18 protein-coding genes are annotated in these 18,443 nt (G+C 65.3%); 7 read left to right on the plus strand and 11 right to left on the minus strand.

Translation table 11 applies throughout. From position 1 onward, the window contains the following. Positions 1-68: 68 nt before the first annotated feature. Complete coding sequence (locus QZZ29_RS06150) at positions 69-566, plus strand: flavodoxin domain-containing protein (protein WP_291382109.1); 498 nt, start codon at positions 69-71, stop codon at positions 564-566. A 203-nt stretch (positions 567-769) separates the two neighbouring features. On the opposite strand, the gene QZZ29_RS06155 is transcribed toward QZZ29_RS06150, so the two are convergent. Beyond that, positions 770-1,303 (minus strand): MarR family transcriptional regulator, encoded by a 534-nt coding sequence (locus tag QZZ29_RS06155; protein ID WP_366479141.1) that lies wholly within the window; start codon positions 1,301-1,303, stop codon positions 770-772. An 83-nt stretch (positions 1,304-1,386) separates the two neighbouring features. Here QZZ29_RS06155 and QZZ29_RS06160 point away from each other — a divergent pair, with 83 nt between their 5' ends. Further along, positions 1,387-4,494 carry an efflux RND transporter permease subunit gene (locus QZZ29_RS06160; protein ID WP_291382110.1) on the plus strand — a complete coding sequence of 1,036 codons (3,108 nt, stop codon included), beginning with the start codon at positions 1,387-1,389 and terminating at the stop codon, positions 4,492-4,494. 371 nt (positions 4,495-4,865) lie between these two features. On the opposite strand, the gene QZZ29_RS06165 is transcribed toward QZZ29_RS06160, so the two are convergent. After that, positions 4,866-5,225 carry a helix-turn-helix domain-containing protein gene (locus QZZ29_RS06165; protein WP_291382111.1) on the minus strand — a complete coding sequence of 120 codons (360 nt, stop codon included), beginning with the start codon at positions 5,223-5,225 and terminating at the stop codon, positions 4,866-4,868. A gap of 106 nt (positions 5,226-5,331) precedes the next feature. Between QZZ29_RS06165 and QZZ29_RS06170 the strand changes: the two genes are divergently transcribed. The 5 genes from QZZ29_RS06170 to QZZ29_RS06190 all read left to right on the plus strand — a co-directional run bounded on the left by QZZ29_RS06170 (position 5,332) and on the right by QZZ29_RS06190 (position 8,695). Next, positions 5,332-5,751: a DoxX family protein gene (locus tag QZZ29_RS06170; protein WP_291382112.1), complete on the plus strand. Its 420-nt coding sequence runs from the start codon at positions 5,332-5,334 to the stop codon at positions 5,749-5,751. Between the two features lie 164 nt (positions 5,752-5,915). Beyond that, positions 5,916-6,263, plus strand: a complete 348-nt coding sequence (locus QZZ29_RS06175) for a luciferase family protein (RefSeq protein ID WP_366479144.1) — start codon at positions 5,916-5,918, stop codon at positions 6,261-6,263. 59 nt (positions 6,264-6,322) lie between these two features. Then, complete coding sequence (locus QZZ29_RS06180; RefSeq protein WP_291382113.1) at positions 6,323-7,177, plus strand: SDR family oxidoreductase; 855 nt, start codon at positions 6,323-6,325, stop codon at positions 7,175-7,177. Between the two features lie 562 nt (positions 7,178-7,739). Next, positions 7,740-7,874, plus strand: coding sequence for a hypothetical protein (locus QZZ29_RS06185; RefSeq protein ID WP_291382114.1), 135 nt, complete (start codon positions 7,740-7,742; stop codon positions 7,872-7,874). A 485-nt stretch (positions 7,875-8,359) separates the two neighbouring features. Continuing rightward, the gene (locus tag QZZ29_RS06190; RefSeq protein WP_291382115.1) at positions 8,360-8,695 is read left to right on the plus strand and encodes an RNA polymerase-binding protein RbpA; all 336 of its coding nucleotides are present in this window, start codon (positions 8,360-8,362) and stop codon (positions 8,693-8,695) included. Here the strand turns inward: QZZ29_RS06190 and QZZ29_RS06195 are convergent. Genes QZZ29_RS06195 through hisG form a run of 9 tightly spaced genes read right to left on the minus strand, consistent with a single transcriptional unit; the run spans position 8,692 to position 18,441 of the window. After that, entirely contained in the window at positions 8,692-9,429 is a 738-nt protein-coding gene (locus QZZ29_RS06195) for a polyprenol monophosphomannose synthase (RefSeq protein WP_291382116.1), read from the minus strand. The two genes, QZZ29_RS06190 and QZZ29_RS06195, sit on opposite strands and share 4 nt — an antisense overlap. After that, positions 9,426-10,964 carry an apolipoprotein N-acyltransferase gene (gene lnt / locus QZZ29_RS06200; RefSeq protein ID WP_291382117.1) on the minus strand — a complete coding sequence of 513 codons (1,539 nt, stop codon included), beginning with the start codon at positions 10,962-10,964 and terminating at the stop codon, positions 9,426-9,428. The genes QZZ29_RS06195 and lnt overlap by 4 nt, the downstream gene beginning before the upstream one ends. A 22-nt stretch (positions 10,965-10,986) precedes the next feature. Further along, the gene (locus QZZ29_RS06205) at positions 10,987-13,731 is read right to left on the minus strand and encodes a DEAD/DEAH box helicase (protein ID WP_291382118.1); all 2,745 of its coding nucleotides are present in this window, start codon (positions 13,729-13,731) and stop codon (positions 10,987-10,989) included. A gap of 9 nt (positions 13,732-13,740) precedes the next feature. Then, positions 13,741-14,670 carry a diacylglycerol kinase family protein gene (locus tag QZZ29_RS06210; RefSeq protein WP_291382119.1) on the minus strand — a complete coding sequence of 310 codons (930 nt, stop codon included), beginning with the start codon at positions 14,668-14,670 and terminating at the stop codon, positions 13,741-13,743. Next, positions 14,667-15,395, minus strand: coding sequence for a twin-arginine translocase subunit TatC (gene tatC, locus QZZ29_RS06215; RefSeq protein ID WP_291382120.1), 729 nt, complete (start codon positions 15,393-15,395; stop codon positions 14,667-14,669). Before tatC ends, QZZ29_RS06210 begins: the two co-directional genes overlap by 4 nt. Before the next feature lie 28 nt (positions 15,396-15,423). After that, positions 15,424-15,639, minus strand: coding sequence for a Sec-independent protein translocase subunit TatA (tatA, locus tag QZZ29_RS06220; protein ID WP_291382121.1), 216 nt, complete (start codon positions 15,637-15,639; stop codon positions 15,424-15,426). 35 nt (positions 15,640-15,674) lie between these two features. Further along, positions 15,675-16,592, minus strand: a complete 918-nt coding sequence (locus QZZ29_RS06225) for a WYL domain-containing protein (protein ID WP_291382122.1) — start codon at positions 16,590-16,592, stop codon at positions 15,675-15,677. Next, positions 16,585-17,598: a WYL domain-containing protein gene (locus tag QZZ29_RS06230; protein WP_291382123.1), complete on the minus strand. Its 1,014-nt coding sequence runs from the start codon at positions 17,596-17,598 to the stop codon at positions 16,585-16,587. The genes QZZ29_RS06225 and QZZ29_RS06230 overlap by 8 nt, the downstream gene beginning before the upstream one ends. After that, complete coding sequence (hisG, locus tag QZZ29_RS06235) at positions 17,599-18,441, minus strand: ATP phosphoribosyltransferase (RefSeq protein WP_291382124.1); 843 nt, start codon at positions 18,439-18,441, stop codon at positions 17,599-17,601. Between the last annotated feature and the right edge of the window lie 2 nt (positions 18,442-18,443).

An 18,443-nucleotide genomic window follows, 5' to 3' on the forward strand; every position in this document is an offset into this window, starting at 1 on the left:
GACCATAGGACGTTTGACCTGGGCCCATTGGTGGCCAGCGAGAGAACATGGTTCGCAGGAGGTGCGTCATGAAGGTGTTGGTTGCAGTGGGGTCGAAGTATGGGTCCTCACGTGAGGTCGCGAGGACAATTTGTGACGCCCTGGAAAGCCAAGGCTTCGACGTGGATCTGTCGGACGCCGCTGATGTACGCTCCGTGACGCCGTACAACGCCGTCATCCTCGGGTCCGCGGTGTACGGGGGATTGTGGCGGCGCGACGCCTCGGCCCTGGCCAAGGAGCACCGCGAGGCGCTCAAGGCCCGCGATGTGTGGACCTTCTCGGTCGGCATGGAAAACGTGGTGGTCGCGGGCCAACCCAAGGACGAGGCCTACGGGATTGCAGAGTCGATCGGCGCCCGTGAACACCGTCGCTTTGCAGGCGCGCTGGATCCTGAAAAGCTGAACATCGGTGAACGGGCGCTGATTCGCGCACTCGACCCGCCGCTGGGAGACTTCCGGGACTTTGCCGACGTACGCATGTGGGCGCAGAACGTTGGTGCAGAGTTGCGCGAGGCTGCAGTCAGTTAGCCTTCCGGCACTCTGTCACGCATACCCAAGCGTGGGAGACCATCGGTGGGGCGAACGGGCTGTTGAACGGCCATTCTCCAGCAGCGACTGCGAGCAACAAGACGACTCTCACAACAACTGGACCTCAGTCACGGGGTCAGCCCACCACCATGGACACCAATAACCTGACAACCTCGAGTTCTTGCACATACACGAGTGTCACGTTATCGACTGGGAACTTGGACCACGGTCCTGACCGGGTCTATGTGTCCGTCTGCTGCCACACCCGGTGGCTTCATCAGCGCCGATGGCCCGTCAGACGCTGATGTGATGTCGCCACCGTACAGGTGCTCCGCAGCTCGTCGCAGGGCTACGAGGGCTGTCGCTACGGTCCGCACGCTTTCGTCGTCGAGGCGGGACAAGAGGGCGACGCGATGTCCGGAACCTTCCGCCATAAGTTGCTCCACCAACTGTGAGCCGCGAGCCGTCGGATGTATGTGCCGAGCTCGGCGGTCAGTTGGATCCGCGACGCGTTCGACGAGCCCTCGATCTTCGAGCCGATCCACCAGTCCAGTTACTGACGCCGGACTGATCCTCAACGCGTCGGCCAACTCATGGCTCACCAAAGCCCCATCGACGTGCAGGACCAATAGGACCTTCAACTGTTGCATTGTCAGCGTGGTCTGTAACAGAGCGGTGAACTGTGCGCGCGAAAAGAGACGTATCAATGCCGCCTCGTCCTCGGCGATGGCCGCCATGACGCCGTCGCGATCCACCGTGTACCTCGATTCTTTAGTGTACCCGTACTATCAATCCTATCCGCATTGTAAGGGAGATGCTCATGACCCGTCTTGCCCACCTCAGTCTTGCCAACCGCGCCGTAGTGGCACTGGCCACCGCGATCCTTATCGTGGCAGGCGTCTTCTCGACGACGTCGCTGAAGCAGGAACTGATTCCATCATTGGAAATTCCGCTCGCGGTGGTGGTGACCCCTCTTCCGGGTGCGGCGCCTGACGTGGTTGAGCGGCAAGTGACCGAGGTGGTCGAGGCTGCTGTCGGAGGTGTTGCAGGCCTTGAGGGAACTGAATCCACCAGCAGCAACAGTCTCTCAGTGGTGACGGTAGAACTGGCCTATGGCACCGACATGCAGGTTGCCCAGCAGAATTTGGAACAACTACTGTCGCGTGCGGCCACAGGACTGCCCGCGGGAGCCACGCCCTCGGTGATCACGGGCAGCCTAGACCAATTTCCGGTGGTGCAACTTGCGGTGGCCGCCCCACAGCTGGACGAGCAGGAGTTCGTGACCCGGGTGGAGGAAGACATCATTCCCCGGTTGCGTGGAGTTGAGGGAGTCCGCGAGGTCACTTTGTCGGGGGCCCGGGAGATGCGGGTGGAGGTCGTTCCGGATCCGGCCGCCATGGCCCGCGCGGGCGTTGGGCTGCAAGCCTTAAGTTCTGCGCTGCAAGCCAACGGCGTGGTCATCCCCGCCGGAACGATCACCGACGGGCAACGTAGCCTGAACGTGGTGGTCGGCCAGCGGCTGACCTCCGTTCAAGACATCGCCTCGATCGCACTTCCCGCCGCTGAAGCGTCCGCGACACCGGTCTTGCTGGGTGAGGTGGCTTCCGTTACAGAGAACCCAATACCCGCCACATCGTATGCGCGCACGAACGGTCAGGCGAGCATCGCACTTGCCATCACGAAGACGCCCGACGGCAACACCGTCAGCGTGTCCCATGGTGTACGCGAGTTGATTCCGGGAATTGAGGCGGCACTGGGAGGGGGCGCTGCGGTCGATGTGGTTTTTGACCAGGCTCCGTTCATCGAGAAGTCGATCGAGGACTTAAGTACCGAAGGACTCCTCGGTCTGATCTTCGCGGTGATCGTGATTATGCTCTTCCTGCTCTCGCTGCGTTCCACGTTGGTCACGGCAATTTCGATCCCACTGTCGCTGCTCATTGCGATGACCGGTCTGTCGGTGGGCGGATTCTCCCTCAACATCCTCACTTTGGGAGCGCTGACGGTGGCGGTCGGGCGAGTGGTAGACGACTCGATCGTCATCATCGAAAACATCAAGCGTCACCTCGGTTACGGGGAGCCCAAGGGGAAGGCGATTCTGGCCGCAGTCGGCGAGGTCGCCGGCGCGGTGACATCGTCCACGATCACCACTGCTGCGGTGTTCGTGCCGATCGGGATCGTCGGGGGCCAAGTCGGTGAACTCTTCCGCCCCTTCGCTTTCACCGTGGCCGTGGCGTTACTCGCCTCTCTGCTCGTGTCCCTGACAATCATCCCGGTGCTCGCGTACTGGTTCCTGCGGGCCCCAGCAGACCACGCGCTCACGACGGTGGACCGAGACAGTGTCGAGGAGCGTGAACGCCACGGACTTCTCCAGCGTAGCTACCTCCCGGTACTTCGAGGGGCTCTTTCCCACCCGGTGTTGACGTTGGGAATTGCAGTCGCCGTGATCGCCGGTACCGTCGCGGGGGCGACACGGCTAGAGACCAACTTTATTGGCGACGCTGGCCAGAACACCCTGAGCATCGACCTAGAGCTTCCACCCGGAACCAGCCTGGATGTCACCGATGCTGCTGCGCGACAGGTTGAGGATGCTATAGCCGAGCTGGACGGAGTCGAGACTTACCAGGTAACCGTCGGCTCAGGCGGAGACGGACTGCAGGCGGCGTTCCTGGGAGGCGGCGGTTCGAGTGCAGCCACGTTCGCGATCACCACCTCCTTGGACGCGGACCAGGATCGCGTCGAACGAGAATTGCGGGCCGCCATTGGCGAAATGGACGACGTTGGACAGTTGACAGTGAGTGCAGGCCAGGCCGGATTCGGTCTGCCGCCCGTGGAGGTCGTGGTCCGCGCCGACGACGACCAGACCTTGCGCCTTGCCGCAGAGATGGTCGCCGAGGCCATGGCGGACGTTGAGGGCACAACCGACATCGTGAACAACCTTGCCACGGACGCCCCAGCCATCCACATCCAGGTCGACCGCGCAGCGGCCACCCGGGCTGGCACCAGCGAGAGCGAGATCGGACGGGCCGTAGCCGGCCTGCTACGCGGCGCGCCCATCGGTCAGGCCAACATTGCCGGACGCCCGATCGACGTTGTCATGCTCTTAGGACAGGCGCCTGCCGATGCTCAGGCACTGCGCGCCACCCCCATCCCCACCGCCAGTGGATTCGTCACGGTGGGGCAAGTGGCCGAGGTGAGCGAGGTGCAGCAGCCCACGCAGCTGACCCGCCAGAACGGGGAGCGCACGGCAACCGTGACTGCCACCGCGACCGATCAGAACCTCGGGGGTATCACCTCCCGGCTGCAGGAGCAGCTCGATATTCTCGACCTGCCGGATGGTGCCCAAGCCGAGATCGCGGGTGTCAGTGCCGAGCAGCAGTCGGCGTTCGCCGACCTCTACCTGGCGTTACTCGCGTCCATCGCGATCGTGTACGTCGTGATGGTCGCCACGTTCCGCTCGCTGCTGCAGCCACTCATTCTCCTCGTATCGGTGCCGTTCGCCGCCACCGGTGCGCTCGCCTTGCTGCTGCTGACCGGCACACCACTCGGAGTGCCGGCGCTGATCGGGTTGCTCATGCTCGTCGGCATCGTGGTCACCAATGCGATCGTCCTCATCGACCTGGTCAACCAGAAGCGTAAGCAAGGACTGCCTGTGCGGGATGCCGTGATCGAGGGAGCCCGGTACCGGCTGAGGCCGATCTTGATGACTGCGGCGGCGACCATCGGTGCCCTGACTCCGATGGCGCTGGGACTGACCGGCGGTAGCGTGTTCATTTCGCAGCCGCTGGCACTGGTCGTCATCGGCGGGCTGACCACGTCCACGCTACTGACGCTCGTGCTCGTCCCGGTGCTGTACAACCTCGCCGAACGTGCCGGTGCGACCGTGCGTGAGCGGCGAGGCCGCCGTCGGGCCACCACATCCCCTGCGTGACCATGGCCTGACGTGCGCTTGACTACGGAACTCCACGACCGGGTAGGTTCCTGCGCTCGTCATGGGCCGCCATCACCGCCTGCCTCGCGGGTCGCGGCAATCGGACGCGGCGGCCCGCTGATCCATCTCATTGCGCGCACCTGTGCGGACACCCACACGAAACGTCGCAACTGGACACCGCCCGCGCAACCCGGGGATACCACCAAAATTCTCTGCTCTCACGCTCACGATCCGGCCGTGGGAACTGAGCGCGACCCCGGGGCGTATCACACCGCAGTCCCCAAGGTCTTCCGACCAGCCAGCGACTGTGCAAGCCAAACTCAGGAAGCCGGAGAAACTTGTGGACCGCCACCAACGACGTCGTGCGGGGATCAGTCGGGCAACGGTCGCCAGTCTGACGCCCAGGACGACATCGCGTTGATGACCGAACCCAGAGCCTGCCCCTTGGCCGTCAACTCGTACCGCGGCGCGCCTGCGGCGCCCCGGCAATGACGCGAGACGAGCCCTTCTCGTTCCAACTCGCGCAACCTTGCAGTGAGCAGGCGGTCGGACAGCCCCGGGATCGCTGCGCGGATTTCACCGAAACGCTCGGCGCGGGCCATCAGCGCGCGAAGAATGACACCGTTCCAACGTCGGCCGAGCAACTCGACGGTGTAATGGAACGATGGGCAGTAACTTCTGCGGTCAGTGTCCACCGCACCGCTCACCTCGTCCGCCACGTCGGCCCTCAAGTCGACTCCTTACGCTACAACAAAATTGACCTGCTCCCAGCATACTGCTATAACTCAACAGTACGGAAGACTTACCTTTAGTAAGCACTAGTCTAGGGAGAATGACGTGGAGATCTTGGTACTGATCGGCAGGGTGGTGTTCGCCTTGCTGTTTCTTGGGTCAGGCTATGGCCACTTCGCACAAAGGCAGATGATGACCGGCTACGCCGCCAGCAAGGGAGTACCCGCGGCCAAGCTGATGGTCCCGCTGACGGGATTGCAGCTTCTGGTCGGCGCCCTGATGGTGGCCCTCGGGATCTGGCCGGACGTCGGCGCCTTGCTACTCGTCGTCTTCCTGGTGCCCACCGCCTTCATGCTGCACGGTTTCTGGGCAGAGACGGACCCAGGAGCCAAGTCCATGGAGCAGACCCAATTCCTGAAGGACCTGGCCCTCGCTGGTGCGGCACTGGTCATGTTCGCCGTCTTCGCCAACCTTGGCAGTGATCTCGGCCTTGTCCTGGTCGGTCCGGCGTTCAGCCTGTCGTGAGCAACGCAACCCACGGGGCTTTGGCTGTGCGCCCTGGCCCACGCCCGTCGACCACCCCGAGCAACCCCCACACTCAGCTCGACCAGCAGCCTGGCGACGACCAACCGCGGCAGCGCCTCATGGAGCAACTACATGACCTTCCAGGGGTGGCCTGGGCGGGATCAATGATCTCTGTCCCGGGGGCACTGGCACTGTCTCTTCCCCAGGACCTAGCGCTGGGTCCAGTTGCCGCGTTCATGGTCGGCACCGAGTTTGCCCACCTCCATCCCGTTCCCGACTACTCCCTGCACCTGGTACTGCCCGCCGCGGCCGCCGAGGCCGCGATCGACGCGGGTTGGGCTGAGCAGCACCCCATCGCCCGCCTCGGCATCATCTCGCCGGGCGCGGTCATGGTCTACGCCCCACGTGACGCTCACGAGGCAGACATCGCCGCTGGTCTTGTCAGGGCGTCCTACGCCTACGCCACCGGTTCGGAACTTCCGCTCAGGGCAGGGGAGCACGGCGGGCACTGACGACACGGCCCGGCTATCGGGTCGTGCTGATCCAAAAACTACTCAAGGAGGAGTAACTCATGACAGGACGACTCGAGGGCAAAGTAGCTCTCATCACCGGCACGGCAGACGGCCAAGGGCGCGCCGCCGCCCTCGCCTTCGCTGCTGAAGGTGCCAAAATCGTAGGCTGCGATCTCAAGGCGGACCTGGCCGAGCAGACCGTCGAACTGGTCCGCGCGCGGGGCGGTGAGATGGTCTCGATGCAGCCGCTCAACCTGAGCGACGAGGCCGCAGTACAGCGCTGGATCGACTTCGCCGTCGAGCAGTACGGCGACTTCGACATCCTGTATAACAACGCCTCTGGAGTCCGTGGCGGCACCATCGAGTCATTGACCCGCGCGGACTGGGAATTCGACATGACCAACGAGGTCACGATTCTCTTCCTGGCCATCCAGAAGGCCCTGCCGGTCTTCAAGCGCAAGGGCCGCGGCGCCATCCTCAATACCGGCTCAGTGGCTGCGATGATCGGCTCGGCCATGCCCGGGAATGTCGCTGGCAACCTCGTGCACAACGTGGCCAAGGGCGCCGTCCTTCGCCTGACCACTAACTTGGCCGTCGAACTGTCTCCGTGGAACATCCGTGTCAACGCCGTCTCTCCAGGGTTCATCGATACGCCGGCGACACGATCCCTCCTGGAGGCCGGCGGTCGCGGACCGGTCGAGCGCGCATTGCTTAACCCCCGCGTCGGGCAACCTGAGGACATCGCCATGGCGGCGGTGTACCTGTGCTCGGACGAGGCCGACTACGTCACGGGCGCGAACCTGGTCGTGGACGGCGGTTGGGTCGCCGGTGGCGGCGTGGGCCGCCCAGATCCTGAGATCGAACAGATCTTCGGCGAGGTGATGAAGAAGTTGGCAAACGCCCCGACAGCCTGACGGCGAGGATAGTGGTGAAGCCCCCGAACAAAGATCCTCACTGAACTCGAACGACTGTTCGCGACCCGGTCGCGGGTGACCGCAGGGCGGCGTGAAGCCCACCGTGAGCACCTTCTGGCGATCTGCAGTGTGCGGGGGGTCGTGGATAGGTGCTGTGGATCCCGCCCATGGGAATTCTCAGCGGGTGAAGTGTTCCTGGTCTCAGGATGAGGACACAGCGGCAAGGGCCGGCGGCCAACTGACCCATCGGCCCTTGCCGCGAACGGAGAACCCGTCGTCGGCGCGGTATGACGGTAGGTGGTTGCTTTGATCATCGACGCGAAGACCGTGCTTGCGGCATTGACAGTGGTTCACGATGGCGTCGCGCAGCGGGGGAGGGCGAGTTTCGATCTCGCCGGGATGCGGCTAGAACCCTCGTTCTGACGGAGAGGATCAGGAGTGCACGACAACACCTCGCGAGGTGCGAAGTCGACCGATGACGGCGCTCTCTGAAATTCTCCAGCTCTGCCTTGGGTTCTCGTGGTCGTCGCAACACTCGCTACCTCTGAGAGTTGCGACAACCGTGCCCGATTCATCGATCAATTCATCACGGCCCCGCAAGGTCTACCGGGAGGCCGTCTACCGGGAGGCCGAGAGGGTCCGGTTCCTGGAAGCGTTCGAACGCCTCGTCGAGGACCCCCAGCTGTGGGCGCCGTGACGCTCCACGACGAGGTCGTCGCATTGGGCTGCGAGGGCGCGTATCAGACCTTCACCCGCTAGATCCGCGACCGCGGCCTGCGGCCGCCGTGTACGCCGCAGCCGACGAAACCCGCCGCGCCACCACCGCCACGAACCTGCGCTAACCTACCCACGCGACCTGGGCAACTTCACCGAGCAACTGTGAGGAAGATCGGCGAGCGCCGTCACTGGCGAACCATTTTGTCCCATCGCTGACACGATTACATGAGACCGGACAACGCGCGAACCTACTCAGCACCGTGCTTGCACGCAGAGTGACATAATGTGCATTATCGGCGTTATGCACCACCGGTCTGTCGAGCCGTGGAATCTGTCCGCAACTGGCAAATCCTGCCCGCTGACGCCCTGGTAGCGCCTTTTGCGCGAGCCCGTGACTGGAACATTAGCGCGGCATCGGACGTTCCTTGATGTACGGGTCACAAACCCGCCTGAAGGAGGCTCAACATGGCCGATCGTGCACTGCGCGGAATGCGTCTGGGAACCCAGAGCATGGAGCGTACCGCTGGCATGGATCTCGCGGAACGCCACGAGGTTCACTATGACTGCCCCAAAGGGCACGTCCTCGTCTTTCCCTTCGCCGCCGAGGCGGACGTGCCGCTGTCCTGGGAGTGCCACTGCGGCTCGCTCGCGTTGCTTCGTGATGGTGAGCGTCCGGAGCCGCGAGAGGTGCGCCACCAGCGCACGCACTGGGACATGCTCCTGGAGCGCCGCACCATCGCCGAGCTCGAGGAACTCCTCCAGGAACGCCTTGCCGTTCTCAGGGCCAGTCGCGGGGCCTAGGCGTCCTGCCTGCGGGCGCCGCGTCGCCCGCCGAACACTCTCTGAATTCCCCACCATGTGACCTTGGCGAGCGCTTCGCGAATGATCGCGCCGCTCATCTTCGAGGCGCCGGCGTTGCGTTCGACAAACGTGATCGGCACTTCGCTCACGGTGCCACCGGCGAGCATCACGCGCCACGCCATGTCGATCTGAAAGCAGTACCCCTGAGACTCCACTTGCGCCAGGGCGAGCTTTCGCAGGATCGGGGCGCGGTAGCTGCGGAAACCGGCCGTGGCATCCCTGATCGGCACGCCGAGCGCCAACCTGACATAACGGTTCGCATTCGTGGACAGGAACTTGCGATGCGCTGGCCAGTTGACCACGGTGCCGCCGGGAATCCATCGTGATCCGATCACCAAGTCGTGGTTCTCGGCCTGCGCCAGAATCTTCGGCAGGTCCTGGGCTCGATGTGAGCCGTCGGCGTCCATCTCGATGACCACGCCGTAGTCGCGCTCCAGTGCCCACGAGAACGCCGCCAAGTATGCCGCTCCGAGCCCCTGCTTCGCGGCACGATGCATCACGAACACGTGGTCGTCGATCGTGGCGCGACCGTCGGCCCACTCCCCCGTTCCATCCGGCGAGCCGTCGTCCACCACCAGAATGTGGGCGTCGGGTGCGACATCGCGCACGCCGTCCACCTGGCGAGGCAGCGACTCGATCTCGTTGTACGTGGGAATGATGATAAGTGTCTTCATGAACGGCCCCTCCCGCGGGATCGACTCAGGAGCACCCCGAGCGCGACCAGGCCAGCAAGAAGCTCAAGCCCGACAGCGAGTGGTCCTCCCCAGTGGGATGCAGGCGTGAGGGTCGTCCTGAGCGGGACGGTGGCGATGCCGGCGTCCCTCGTGAACAGTTCGGCACGGTCGATCACGCGTCCAGTGGGCGAGATGACCGCGCTGACGCCCACGGTCGAGACCTGGAACGTGGCCCGTCCCGTCTCCATCGCCCTGATTCGCGACATCGCGAGCTGCTGGGTGCTTTCGGCCGTGGCACCAAAGGTCGCGTTGTTCGTCTGCACCGCCAGGAACTCGGCGCCCTCTCGCACCGCCTGACGAGGCACCCAGTCGTAGGCCACCTCAAAACAGATGATCGGGCCGACGGTCACGTCCCGATCAAGCGACGTGATGGGCACCTCGATTCTAGCTGGCCCCTCCCCCGGCAAGACATCGACGCTCACGCGATCCACGGCACTCGAAAAGCGCCTGGCAATTGACCTCATAGGGATGTATTCGGCGAACGCGGCAGGCTGTTGCTTCCGATACGCGGCCCCCGGCAGAGCCTGACCGCTCGGCAGCCACACAAGCGACGTGTTGTAGCGGCCGTTGACGGGCGTGTAGTCGTTGGTGCCGAGCAACAGGGGCGCGTTGAATGCCTGGGCCGCCTCCGTGACGGCGGCGGCCGTCTCTGCATCCTCGCGGGGATCGATATCGGAGGCGTTCTCGGGCCACATGATGAGGTCCACGGCCGCGTTGGGGTGTGCCTGCGCGAGCGCGAGAGTCGCGTCGCGATGATTGTCGGTGACCTCGCGGGCACGCGAGAACGAGTCGAGGCCCTCATTGGCGAGGTTGCCTTGCGCCCATGCCACCGTGATCTCGCCGTTTTGAGCACGCCCGTCGAGCGGAAGCCCGATGGGCAGGATGGCGATCGCGATGACGGCGACGAGTGTGGCAAGCCCCTGAATGACGCTCCGCTCCCGCAGCGCCAGCAATCCGACACCCAGAATTGCTCCAAGCAGGGCCACGGCAAGCGATATGAGCGGCACGCCCCCAAGCCAGGCCAGGCGAGCCACAGGTGAGTCGGCCATGCTGAAGGCGAGACGTCCCCACGGAAAGCCGCCGAACGGCCACGCGGACCGCAATTGCTCCGCTCCGACCCAGAGCAGAGCAAAGGCCGCGGGCTCGAGCCACACCAAACGCCCCAGGGTGCCCAGGCGCGTCATGCGGGCCGTGAGAGCGCCCACAAGGCCGATGGCGATGGACTCCGCTGCGGACAATGCCACCCAGGGAATCCAGCCCACGGCGACGTAGGCCCACCACAAATGCGGCAACAAGAACGCCATTCCGAACAGCCATCCCAGCCCAAATCCGCTGCGCGTGCGGGCGTCGCGCAACGCCATATAGAACATGCTGACGGCGAGGAATGCGATCGGCCACCAACCCACGTCGGGGAAAGCCAGGAACAGGGCCAAGCCGCCAGCCCCCGCGAGAATCACCCGGCGCGCTGTGGACACCGGACCATCGTACGTGGTCGCCTCAGTAGGCCACGACACCACGGCGCATGGCACCGATGGCCGACACTGCCCGGTCCCGCGTAGTGGCGGACGGTGCGACCTGGGCGATCTGATCGAGGGCGTCGATCACCTGCTTGCACCACCGCACCATGTCTCCTGGAGCGATCGTGGTGCCGTCCAGCACCGTGTCGAGCCCCTTTCCTTGAGCCCAACCATGAATCGACCGCACCAAGCCCCAATGAGGCGGAGGAAGGGCAGCCAGCTGGTGCTCGGTGTGCATGTCGTCCACTCGCGACCAGATTCGCTGAGTCTCGCGCAGCGCGTGTCCCAAAACTCCTTGCGAGCCGCCCGGGACGTGAGGGGCACCCTCCCCGTCGTCGCGACGCGCCGAGTAGAGCAGTGTGGATACCGCGCTCGCGAGGGCTGGCGGGTGCAGTTGGTCCCAGACACCCTTGCGCAGGCACTCCGCGATGACGATGTCGTTCTCGGCGTACAGGGTGCGCAGCATGCCGCCCACGCGAGTGACAGTGAGGTTGTCGCCCTCGCCTTCCACGTAGCCGAGCTCCTTGAGGACGTGGCAACGGCGGTCGAAGATCGCCGCAATGGAGCCGGTGGCTCGTGAGATCTCGCCGGTGAGGCGGTCCTTGTCCCTGAGGGTGCGGAAGTAGCGCTCCGCCCACCGGGAGTGATCCTCCCGGTCTGGGCAGGCGTGACAAGCGTGAGATCTGATGGCGTGGCGGACGCTGTCGAGTTCCGTGCGTGGCGCCTCCGCGGGGGCGCGTGCGGCGCGGGCGGCCTGATGCATCGTGCGGCCCTCGCCCGCCACCCGGGATCCCAACTCCTTACGCGCCCGTGGATCCTTCGGCTGGAACCTTCGCGGTAGCGTCATCGTGCCCACCACATCGAGGCCCGAGTGCAGGTCGGCCAAAGAGAGTCTCAGGAGCCGGCCGGAGTCGCTGACCACGCTCGGGCGGGGCGCGTGCGTGTCACTGTCCGGGTGAACCACCACCGCGTACCCGGCGCGCCGCCCGCCTCCGATGCGCACGAGGTCGCCGCGGGACAACGAACTCAGCTGGGCCGCAGTGGCCTCCTTGCGAGCTGCGCTCGCGACCCTCGCCGTCTTCTTCTCCGCCCTGCCCAGCCGTTCCCGCAGCGCGGCGTACTCGTGGAAGTCGCCTTTGTCGCACTCCATCGCTTCCCTGAACCCCTGCAAGGACGCCTCCAGCTCGCGCACGCGGCGCGCGATGCCCACCACCGACTGATCCGCCTGGAACTGGGCAAAGGACATCTCCAGCACATCGCGGGCACGCGGCACGCCCGACGTGGCCACGAGGTTGATCGACATGTTGTAGTTGGGCTGGAACGACGAGATCAGCGGGTAGGTGCGTCGAGACGCCAACCGCCCCAACTGATGTGCGTCGAACCCGGGGTGTTCGACCACCACGGCGTGTCCCTCGACGTCAATGCCGCGCCGGCCCGCGCGCCCTGTGAGCTGGGTGTACTCCCCCGCCGTGAGGTCCTTGTGGCCTTGGCCGTCCCACTTCACCAGCTTCTCCAGCACCACGGAGCGTGCGGGCATGTTGATGCCCAGTGCGAGGGTCTCCGTGGCGTACACCACCTTGATGAGTCCCGCGGCGAAGAGTTCCTCCACCACCTCCTTGAACAGCGGGATCAGGCCAGCGTGGTGGGCGGCGAGACCCGCCTCAAGGTGGTCCCGCCATGCCGCGAACCCGAGCGCGCCCAGATCCTCGGGGGCCAGACCCGCGCAGCGCGTGTCGACGATCTGGCGGATCCGTTCACGCTGCTCGTCAGTGGTGAGCACGATGCCGCCGTGACGGACCTGTTCCACGGCGTCTTCGCACCCCGCCCGCGAAAAGACGAACACTATCGCGGGGAGCAGCCCTTGGGCGTCGAGCTGGTCGACCACGGCGAATCGCGGCGGGCTGCGACGAGGCTTGGCCCCTGGGCCGCCGCGACCCCGGTAGCTGCCTCTACCTGGTGCGCCGCGGTGTTCCGGCGGGCGGGATCGCCTGACGATCGCGTCAATCTCTGGGTTGAGGCGGGCGGCCGTGGCGGGGTCGGTGGGGTCGGTGCCCGGTGCATAGAGATCGAACATCCCCTCGCGCAGCAGCACGTGGGGCCACAGCGGCACGGGCCGCGTCTCCGACACGATGACGCGCGTGTCGCCACGCACTTCGGTCAGCCAGGCGCCGAACTCCTCGGCGTTGGACACGGTCGCGGACAGTGCCACCAGTGCGGTGGCCGCACCGGCATTGACGATGACCTCCTCCCACACCGAGCCTCGGAAGCGGTCGGCCAGGTAGTGAACCTCGTCGAGCACCACCACGCCGAGGTTGTCGAGGTCGCGCGAGTCCGCGTAGATCATGTTGCGGAGCACCTCGGTGGTCATGACCACGATGTCCGCGTGCGGGTTGATGGACGTGTCCCCCGTCAGCAGGCCCACCTTGTCCGGTCCGTAGTGCGCGCGCAGGTCGCCAAACTTCTGATTGCTCAGTGCCTTGATGGGGGTCGTATAGTACGCCTTGAGCCCCCTGCGATGCGCGTGCTCCACCGCGAATTCGCCCACCACGGTCTTTCCGGCGCCCGTGGGGGCGGCGACCAACACCGAATGGCCCTCCGCGACCGCCTCACAGCCCTCCCGTTGGAAGTCATCGAGCGGAAACGGCAGGGACTCCTCGAAAGCGAGCACCTCCGGGGTGCGCCGTCGCCGCTGCGAGGCTGCATAGCGTTCGGCCGGGCTGGTCACCTTGCCAATCTAACGCGGACGAGCCCCAAGAACGCGCAGCGCCTTGGGCACAACTTCGATGGTGAGCGGCTGTCCACCCACCAATTCACCGTCGGCGAAGGCGGGCGGCAGCACCGCTCCCCCACCGGCCTGGGAGATCGTGACCTTGCGCGCCTCCATGATGCGCACGCGAGGGTCGTCGATGTGCGAACCGTCATACAGTTTGGGAAAAATCTGGAGGATTTCCCGGCGTTTCAGCGGTTCCGTGATCACGAATTCCAGCATGCCGTCCGTCACCGATGATGCGGGAGAAATGCGCAGTCCACCCCCAAACACGTGCGAGTTGGCGACGGCGACAAGGGTGCACTGCTGAGTCCACGTGACGCCGTCCACCGTGACCTTGACGCCGTAGGGGCTGTAGCGCGGCAACTCCCGAAGCATCGCCACCTTGTACTTCACGGGTCCGCGGGGATACCTGAGCCTGCGCGCATACGCCGCGATCGCCGCGTCGACGCCCCCGGACAGCACCGCAGCAAAATAGCGCGGCGACGCCGGCACCTCGACCCCGTTACCCGAGATCTTGCCGAGGTCGATCGTGGCGACTTCGCCCTGCAGTCCCAGTTCGATGCGCTCGACCGCCTCGCCGATGTGATGAACGGGAAGGTCTAGGGTGATCGCCGTGTCGTTTCCGGATCCTGCGGCGACGATGCCAAGCGGGAGTTTCCTCTCGGCGCACACCTGGATTCCCAGGTGGACCATTCCATCACCGCCTACCACGACGAGCGCGTCCAGGTGGCGTCTGGCCTTGACGGCCGCCTCGTAGGACGCCGGCCACGATCCGCGAGAAAGGTCGTTAACCTGATGACCCTTGGCGGCAAGCAGCGCCAGCGTCTCTTGCCCCCAGGCCCGGCCCCTGCCGGATCCCGAAGTGGGGTTCGTAATGACTCCTACCTTGCTCACACACGCTCCTTCGCGCGGCGCCGGGCCCGAAGCGCGCCGATGCCGATGGCGCCAAAGTACAGGGCGGTCATGGGAATGGCCATGACGATCATGGTGATCGCATCGGGTGTGGGGGTCATGACGGCCGCGAACACGAAGATGAGCAGCACGGCCCAACGCCACCCCTTGAGCCAGGTGCGCCACGGCACGATGCCGAGCCACGTCAGCGCGACCATCACCACAGGGAAGGCAAACGCAAGCCCAAAGGCGATGAGCAGCCGCATGGCGAACGTCAGGTACAGCTCCGCATCGAGGAGTTGCTGAGTGCCGTCTGGACGGAAGTCCGTCAAGATGGTGACGGCATGGGGGAACACCAACCACGCGGCAAAGATGCCGACCAGGAACAGCGGAATGGCGGCGGCCAGGAACCCGACGGTATAGCGCCGCTCCTTGCCCGTCAGTCCCGGCATCACATACGTCCATACCTGGTACAACCACCAGGGCGAACTGAGGACCAGACCCAAGAAGAACGCGACCTTGAAGTGCATGTCGAGCGCCGTCGCGAGTCCGGCGAAGTTGACGGACACGATCGCGTCATCGGTCGATGCGGCTTCAAGGAGCGGGCGCTGCAATGCCTCGAACGCTGGATCGAAAAGGAACCACCCTGCGACGGCCGCGACCGCGATTCCGACGATGGAGTAGATGATGCGGTTGCGCAACTCCACCAGGTGTTCGCGGAGGGGCATGTGCGCGCCCGACGCGCGCCGGGCCCTCCTACTTGTCGTTCGACTCATCCTTGGTCGAGGGAGTGGTCGAGCCCTCGCCCGTACCCTTGGTCTCCTCGTCCGACGTCAACGACTTTGTCTCTTCCTTGAGGATCTTCAACGACTTCCCCACGCTGCGCGCCAATTCAGGCAACCGGGGCGCGCCAAAGAGCAGCAGAACCACAATCAACAGAACGACAATGTGCCATCCGCGTAGTGCGCCCATAGAAACGTTCCTCTCAGACTCGGGTAGTGGCCATTCTATGCCTGGGCGGCAAGCACAGCCCGCGCCTGACGCGCGAGTTCGCGTGCGAGGGGTTCCGGACCCACTGTGGTGAGCGCTGTGCCGACGGCCAGCAGCTGACCCGCGATGGCGGAAACGTCGGCGACTCCGAACCGGGCGGTCACCACTTTGTCGGTCTCGTCGAGCTGCACTCCGGGAAATGATTCAAGCAGCCAACGCGCGTGCGCATCGGCCACCACCTCGGCCTCGAAGTTGGCAATGAGTGAGAAGCCGGAGCTCTCGCTCGCGGGTGTCGTGACGGCCTCGGTGCCGATCACGGCGGACATGATCCGGTCCACCCTCAGGGTGCGGTAGTCCCCCGCCCGCCTACAAAAACACTCGACGTAGGAGGTGCCATCGATCACGACGATGCGGTGGGGCTCGATCACACGCAAGGTGCGCTTGTCGTTGGCATCGGCATAGCCGACCTCCACCACAACGGCGGCATCGATGGCGTCGCGCAACGTGGCGGCCACGGCGGGATCGACGCTTCCGGTCGTCACCGAGCGCACTGCGTCTTTGTCGCCCACGGCATCGATGAGCTTGGTCAGTGCCGTGTGGGCGGCCTCGGGCGCGGCCCCTCCGGCGACCACTGCCGACAAGGCGCCGATCAGTGCCACGCCTTCGCGCGGCGAAAGTCGCACCTGGCCCACTCCCTGGGAGTTGGTGAGGCGAATGACGCCCTCGTCGAAGGCCCAACCGTCGAAATCGATGAGGTCCTGCGGGGCGTGGCCGGGAACACCGGACACCCAGAGCAACTCGACGTCGCGCCGCACCTGCGCGGCGGTGACCCCGAAGTGTTCGGCGAGTTCCTCGACGGTCGCCTCTCCCTCGCGCTCAAGATACGTGACCAGGCCGAGCAGTCGGGTCACGCGCGGTGCGGTGCGTTCAGCCACGATCCCCTCCCCCACGTGTCTGGGCGCCCCCGGAGCGTTCCGCAGCGCGCAGCGCCGCGCTGGCCTCGTCGCGCACCTGTTGCGCAATCGCATCGGGAGTCATCACGCGCGCGCGCCCGGCGAGCCCAAGTACCTCTTCCTTGATGGCGTCGGCGTGCCGATACTGGACTTCGAAGAGGTCCCAATCGCCGTCCGCACCCGCGGCGGTCCCCCGGCGTCGGATCGCGTGGCCGGACTCGGGTCGCAGGCCCACCACCGCAGTGTGTGATTCGCCCGTATCTCCCCACGAGGGCTCGGGTAGCGGCTGCGGAATCTCATACGCGTCCTCGCCCCCAACGGTGGTGACGGTGCCATGAATGCGGCCCAGCCGGAAGGTGCGGGGCTGACCCCTGTCGCGGTCGAAGGCGTACAGATACTCGGCCCCGGCGCGCAGGATGATCTGCCAGGGCTCCACCGTCCGGGTGGTGTGCCCAGCACTCGCGGAGGTGTAGTCGAAGGTGACGGCCGTTCGACGCGCGCGGGCGTCGACGATCGTGGCGGTAGCGTCGGATGTTGACGAGGCCTTCGCCCCCAGCGTCAGGGGCGTGCGCGGCGCGGCCGAGGAGGCCGAGGCGATCTTGGTGAGGCCCTGGTGTGCGTCGGGGCCCAACGTCGCCCCTTGCCAGTATTCGGCGGCGAGGGCCAGGACGGCGGCCTCTGCGGCCGTGAAGCTTATCCCAGGCATCGCGGCATCGGACGCGTCGATCTTGTAGCCGATCTCGTCGCCGTGAGTCGGATCCACGACGGTGCGCAAGGGAATACCCATGCGCCGCAGCTCGTCCTTGTCGCGTTCAAACATCCGTTCGAAGGCGGCTTCGCGCCTTCTCGCCTCGTCGGGAGGCACGTGAGTGTCAGCGGGCTCGTAACCCACAACCGTGGCGCGTATCTGCGCACGGGTCATGCGCACCCTGGCGTGCGTCAGGGCGATGATCAGGTTGAGCAGCCGCTCTGCCGGATCGACCGCCATCTAGACCCTGACCGCCAAGAGTTCCGTTGTCAGGATCGCCCGTGCCCCGGCGGCGTAGAGCGCATCCATCACGTGGTTCATTTCGCTGCGGGGCACCATCACCCGCACCGCCTGCCAATCGGATCCGTGCAGGGGCGTCACCGTGGGGGCCTCGAACCCTGGTGTGATCGTCACCGCGGCCTCCAACTTGTCCCCAGGGACGTCGTAATCCATGAGGATGTATTGCCGCGCCATCAGCACCCCGCGGAGGCGTGCCGCGAGCACCGCCACGTCCGCTTCGGGGACAGATTTGGCGCGCACCAGGATCGCCTCCGACTTGAGGAGCGGCTCGCCAAAGACCTCAAGTCCCGCCGCCTTCAGCGTGGTGCCCGTCGACACGACGTCGGCCACGGCGTCGGCCACACCCAAGCGGACGGAGGACTCGACCGCGCCGTCCAGACGCACCACGTCTGCCTCGATGCCGAAGGACCTCAAGTGGGTGTCTACCAGGTGCTCATAGGACGTGGCGACGCGCTTTCCTGCCAACTCCTGAATGGTGGTGATGTGACCAACGGGAGCCGCATAGCGGAAGGTTGACCCCCCAAAGCCGAGCTCGAGAATCTCGGTCGCCGCGGCACCACTGTCGAGCAGCAAGTCGCGCCCGGTAATGCCGGCGTGCACGGTTCCCGAGCCCACGTAGACAGCGACGTCTCGGGGCCGCAGAAAGAAGAACTCGACGTCGTTGCGCGAGTCCGTCAGGACCAGTTCACGAGGGTCACGACGCTGCTTGTAGCCCGCCTCGACCAGGAGCGACACGGCCGGCTCGGACAAGGACCCCTTGTTGGGTACCGCGATACGTAGCATGG

The organism is Demequina sp., from assembly GCF_016278765.1.
Lineage (GTDB): Bacteria > Actinomycetota > Actinomycetes > Actinomycetales > Demequinaceae > Demequina.

Coding starts and splice junctions, on each gene's coding strand:
- tatC (WP_291382120.1), bottom strand. CDS start 15,395: ATGCCCCTCCGCGAACACCTGGTGGAGTTGCGCAACCGCATCATCTAC.
- hisG (WP_291382124.1), bottom strand. CDS start 18,441: ATGCTACGTATCGCGGTACCCAACAAGGGGTCCTTGTCCGAGCCGGCC.
- QZZ29_RS06230 (WP_291382123.1), bottom strand. CDS start 17,598: ATGGCGGTCGATCCGGCAGAGCGGCTGCTCAACCTGATCATCGCCCTG.
- QZZ29_RS06190 (WP_291382115.1), top strand. CDS start 8,360: ATGGCCGATCGTGCACTGCGCGGAATGCGTCTGGGAACCCAGAGCATG.
- tatA (WP_291382121.1), bottom strand. CDS start 15,639: ATGGGCGCACTACGCGGATGGCACATTGTCGTTCTGTTGATTGTGGTT.
- QZZ29_RS06160 (WP_291382110.1), top strand. CDS start 1,387: ATGACCCGTCTTGCCCACCTCAGTCTTGCCAACCGCGCCGTAGTGGCA.
- QZZ29_RS06175 (WP_366479144.1), top strand. CDS start 5,916: ATGATCTCTGTCCCGGGGGCACTGGCACTGTCTCTTCCCCAGGACCTA.
- QZZ29_RS06195 (WP_291382116.1), bottom strand. CDS start 9,429: ATGAAGACACTTATCATCATTCCCACGTACAACGAGATCGAGTCGCTG.
- QZZ29_RS06180 (WP_291382113.1), top strand. CDS start 6,323: ATGACAGGACGACTCGAGGGCAAAGTAGCTCTCATCACCGGCACGGCA.
- QZZ29_RS06155 (WP_366479141.1), bottom strand. CDS start 1,303: ATGGCGGCCATCGCCGAGGACGAGGCGGCATTGATACGTCTCTTTTCG.
- QZZ29_RS06150 (WP_291382109.1), top strand. CDS start 69: ATGAAGGTGTTGGTTGCAGTGGGGTCGAAGTATGGGTCCTCACGTGAG.